Genomic DNA, 510 nt, shown 5'->3' with positions numbered 1-510 from the left:
AGAATCAAATAAAATCATCTTTCATGCAAAAGGGCACATGGCCATGTGCCCTCTTCCAGAGAAAAATATCTTCCATCGGAAAAAATATTTTGAGCATAATAGGCAAATTCCCATTTGCCTCCTATTTAGAAAAAATAGCTTTCATTCGAACTCCCCCCAACCTTAACCAACAAAAAAAGGAGAGCCTAAGCTCTCCTTCTTCCTATAATTATTTAACTAATCATTTATTTTTTTACAATACGCTCTGTTTTATCAAAACCATTGCCTTTTATCTTTACAAAATAAGTTCCGGAAGATAATCCTTTCATATCAACCTCAACTTGATTAGAAGAAAGGTTGGATAAATTTTTAACCAAACGTCCTGTCATATCAAATAACTGAATTGACATCCCTTGTACATTAAGTTCTTCTGGAATTGTAACATTCAACTGATCAACTACTGGATTTGGCCAAATAGCAAAAGATAAATCTGCTAATTCAAACTCTTCCGTTGATAGATTGTTGAAATCA

General features: G+C 33.1%; 1 protein-coding gene. It reads right to left on the bottom strand.

The features are described from left to right. Positions 1 to 224: 224 nt before the first annotated feature. The coding region (locus HX004_RS17680) for a T9SS type A sorting domain-containing protein (RefSeq protein ID WP_286444187.1) at positions 225 to 510 on the bottom strand (286 nt) is incomplete at its 5' end.

Source organism: Myroides sp. 1354, assembly GCF_030324495.1.
Classification (GTDB): Bacteria; Bacteroidota; Bacteroidia; order Flavobacteriales; family Flavobacteriaceae; genus Flavobacterium.
The sequence above is the reverse complement of the archived record's forward strand: the minus strand, read 5'-3'. Positions and strand labels throughout refer to the sequence as shown.